The sequence below is a fragment of the Rickettsia endosymbiont of Culicoides newsteadi genome (assembly GCF_002259525.1).
Taxonomy (GTDB): Bacteria; Pseudomonadota; Alphaproteobacteria; order Rickettsiales; family Rickettsiaceae; genus Tisiphia.
This window is the reverse complement of the sequence record NZ_MWZE01000112.1, coordinates 1-3,739: the sequence shown is the minus strand read 5'-3', so window position 1 is coordinate 3,739 and position 3,739 is coordinate 1. Positions and strand designations below refer to the sequence as shown.

The window sequence follows — 3,739 nt, the reverse complement described above, 5'->3', positions numbered from 1 at the left end:
AAAAAAACATTTATCACAGGCATTAACTCCTTGCAACTCCTATATCTCCTTTATTTTTTCTTATCCCTTATCCCGAATTGACGTAATACCATCTTTTTACCACAAATAACAACAAACATCAAGCCACCAACAATAGCAATTAGTCCTCCACCACCCATTGCCCCCATCAGTAACTTACTGCTAATCGTCATTTCTACTCCTGGTATTTTTCGCATCACCCCATAACCACCAGCAAAAAGAAGAGCTATAATATGTAACATTTGTCCGATAGTTAAAGTAATAATTGCTGCAGAGGAATATGAGTTTTTCTTTTGTTCATTATTACATGCATTGTCACATAAAAGAAAGCTAAATCCCATAAATGCCACACTTATTCCAACAATCGAACCATGATAGTGGGCAGGAACAGTAACGTTCATACTGGTAATTAACACGCCAATAAACCCTCCAGACAAAAATAATATGCTAGAACAAATGATGCTTGCTTTTATAAGAGAATTTACCACTAGTTTATGATTATGACTAACTAGCTCATAAAATATTAGTATCAAAGACAGAACTGGGGCTATTCCGCCACCATATTTCATTTGTTTAGTATAATATTCTTTGAATTCAGCATCTATAATATCATATGATAAGTGTCCCCAAATAGCTGCAATACTTATCAAAAAATTTAAATATAATAATATCAGATATAATTTGTTAAATCTTAGCTCTTTATTTACCCAAGTATTGGACAATACTATCATTACTAATATCATAATTTGTGTGTAAATAAATTGCAATAAATGCCCCCCACTCCAGAAAAGCAATTCATAGTAAAATTCTATATCGACTGGCACAAGCTTAATAACTTGTTGTAGTTGATAATAAGAACAAATAAAACATACCCATACTAATATCCACATTATTGCAGTAGAAAGGATAGTAAAATTGATCAATTTTTGACTTTTTAGGTTCTTAATCGTTGTTAGGATAACGTTTGATGAGAATAATAATACCGATATACCAAATAAACTAATTCCAAGAATAAACATTATATTCTCCAGCATTGGTATGTAATTATTCATTACAGGAAGATTTTGTCCACAAAGTGGTGATAAAGCTATTAGTGCAGTGCCAAAAAATGCTATTATTACATATGTTATACTGGAAGTCGTTGGCTGTAAATTATAGCTCCAAATACATGCTGTAACGGATATCAACCAAACTAGGATTGATAAATTAACATGAATAACCAAAGCTGATTTAAAGATTTCTGTATTGGGAAATAGGGTAACTAATATAGGAGTGCGGAGCATTACCAATATTATTGAATACACCCCAGCAAGGGCAAGCGAGATTACCCCATTTCTAAGCCAGCAAATAGCTAATTTATTACGACTTAATTGATCAATTATATTATTCTCAAGATTCATAAAGAATACTTATGATGGTGGGTTTGAGAAGACTTGAACTTCCGACCTCACGCTTATCAGGCGTGTGCTCTAACCAGCTGAGCTACAAACCCATTAGACCTCTTGCAAAACTCTACTTCTGCTGGTAATTTGTACGTCGATGCGGTACTCGAATCCTCAAGTACATTAGAGTACGCTGTGGTTCTGCGTTCCGCGTCTCCTTCAAATTCCTCAACATAAGCGAGTTTTGCAAGAGGTCTATTACTAGGAGGCGGTCTCCTAGTCTCCGCCTTTAAATATTGGCGGCGGTATTCATATACAACTAAGGGGGTTAACTACCCTGAAGTGGTGGGCTCGCCGGGATTCGAACCCGGGACAACCTGATTAAAAGTCAAGTGCTCTACCAGCTGAGCTACGAGCCCCAAACATAATGCTTAAAGACAAATTGTGTCCCAAAACAATATTCCAACACGCTTTACTTTATCGTTTAAAAAGGCTATCATGTCAACAATTATTTTGGTAAATATCTTTAAATGGTAACTTATGCATTCTGATGTTGCAATTATTATCCCTTCAAGACTTGATTCTGTTAGGCTTCCTAAGAAACCTTTACAATTGATAGGGGAACTGTCAATAATTGAACGCGTTCTAAGACAAGTACACTTAACCAAACTAAAAAATATTTATGTAGCAACTGACTCAGAAATTATAGCTAAAAAAGTTACTGGTTGTGGTGGGCAATTGATTATGACAAACCCAGGCTGCCAGACTGGTACTGACCGTGTCTATGAGGCATTTCAGGCAATACCTAACAATCATAATATTAATTATATCCTAAATGTCCAAGGTGACATGCCTTTTATAGAACCGGAATCAATTATTAAAGTTATTGAAAGCCTAAAGTCTAGTGACCAAGATATTATGACCCCAGTAGTAAAAGTTGGTATAAACGCCGTAAATGGCAATAGTAATGTCAAAGTTATTACTGACCATAATGATAAGGCTCTGTATTTTTCTCGCAGTCTTATTCCTTATGGCTCTGAAGAATTTCTATATCACGTAGGAATGTATGGGTTCCGCAAAGAAGCATTAATTAAATTCATAAACTTACCTGTCTCAACTTTAGAATTAAGCGAAAAATTAGAACAACTAAGAGCCTTACAAAATAATATGTCCATAGGGGTATGTTATGTTAATAATATCCCCATTTCTGTTGATACCCCAGAAGATTTAAACAAAGCTATCAAATTTTATCAACAATTTAATATATAGTCATATAATTAACTATAGCAATAGACCTCTTGCATAACCTAATCTAATTGATAATTTTGTTGTAAAAACTCATCTCCGTTCCTCACATACATCTTAGTCATATCTTTACCCATAAGTTTTTAATGAGTTAAAAGTTTCTAATGCCAAAGTAAAGTCCTTTAGCCTTTGGAGTCATATCCACATGGATTTAATGCTCGGAGCTTTATCACTTTTTCTATTTAAAAACCCACCGAATCGAGAAATTATCTTATTTATTTTACCAATCGAAGAGACAGTATTAGGTGGCAGCTTTTTGTAAGCAATAATATAGATCGCTTTCCACTCAACTTCTTCATAAAATAATTCACAACTAAGTGACGTATGGGATCTGCCTAAATACTTTGCATTTTTTAACTTTCAACAGTTGTGGGAGCTATGCCTCAGTACCCTACAATTTTTATTCTATAAGTATTAAGCAGCATAAAAACGTCATTGCGAGCTGATGTATCCCCACGAAATTAAGCACGACAAAGCTCCGTCTTTATAATAGATGCCAGGGGTTCTACCAATGGTTTTATGGCATGCAAATAATTAAATTCAATAATAAATTTCTCAAGGGTAAAATACGAATAAATCTTTTTATCTTTTACTGTGTTAGGTTGGAAAATTCTTTGCATACCTTGGCTATAGCCTACCACACCTATAACCCAATATATTATAATAACAATGGCAGATAGTAACATTAAAACTCCCCATCTATTCACATCTAAAGTTCGAATATATCTTCCAGCAAGACCAAATTGATGACTTTTTATTGCTCGAAACGTCTCCTCTATTTGCATACGTTTGCTATATAACCTCACTATTTCCGCTCCCTTATATTCATCAGAACTTAAGTTAGTTACCAATATCCAAGGTTCTTTTGCAGCTTTGTTATATGAACCATTTGCTGTTTTACTGCTAGTACGATTCCTGCTAACCTTCTGCACTCGCCCCTTAGGGACTTTACAAGTTACGTCAATTCGGGATAAGGTTATAATTTAGAGGAAAGTCGAAATTGCAATTTATGGAAGGTTTATTTTTCTTAAGAG

The 3,739-nt window shown here is 34.5% G+C and carries 3 protein-coding genes, 2 tRNA genes and 1 pseudogene; 1 reads left to right on the top strand and 5 read right to left on the bottom strand.

Features of this window, described 5'->3' with window-relative positions; genetic code table 11:
• Positions 1–50: 50 nt before the first annotated feature.
• The 3 genes from RiCNE_RS06340 to RiCNE_RS06325 all read right to left on the bottom strand — a co-directional run bounded on the left by RiCNE_RS06340 (position 51) and on the right by RiCNE_RS06325 (position 1,819).
• On the bottom strand, positions 51–1,418 hold the full coding sequence (locus RiCNE_RS06340; protein ID WP_094649734.1) for a cbb3-type cytochrome c oxidase subunit I: 1,368 nt from the start codon (positions 1,416–1,418) through the stop codon (positions 51–53).
• A gap of 15 nt (positions 1,419–1,433) precedes the next feature.
• A tRNA-Ile gene (locus RiCNE_RS06335) sits at positions 1,434–1,510 on the bottom strand.
• Between the two features lie 233 nt (positions 1,511–1,743).
• Positions 1,744–1,819, bottom strand: a tRNA-Lys gene (locus RiCNE_RS06325).
• A gap of 121 nt (positions 1,820–1,940) precedes the next feature.
• Here RiCNE_RS06325 and RiCNE_RS06320 point away from each other — a divergent pair.
• Positions 1,941–2,669 (top strand): 3-deoxy-manno-octulosonate cytidylyltransferase, encoded by a 729-nt coding sequence (locus RiCNE_RS06320; protein WP_094649733.1) that lies wholly within the window; start codon positions 1,941–1,943, stop codon positions 2,667–2,669.
• A gap of 171 nt (positions 2,670–2,840) precedes the next feature.
• Here the strand turns inward: RiCNE_RS06320 and RiCNE_RS08515 are convergent.
• Together RiCNE_RS08515 and RiCNE_RS06310 are read right to left on the bottom strand one after the other, a co-directional pair.
• Positions 2,841–3,035, bottom strand: a pseudogene (locus RiCNE_RS08515) (IS4 family transposase); the annotation flags it as partial.
• 131 nt (positions 3,036–3,166) lie between these two features.
• On the bottom strand, positions 3,167–3,637 hold the full coding sequence (locus RiCNE_RS06310) for a transposase (protein WP_157905703.1): 471 nt from the start codon (positions 3,635–3,637) through the stop codon (positions 3,167–3,169).
• Positions 3,638–3,739 lie beyond the last annotated feature (102 nt).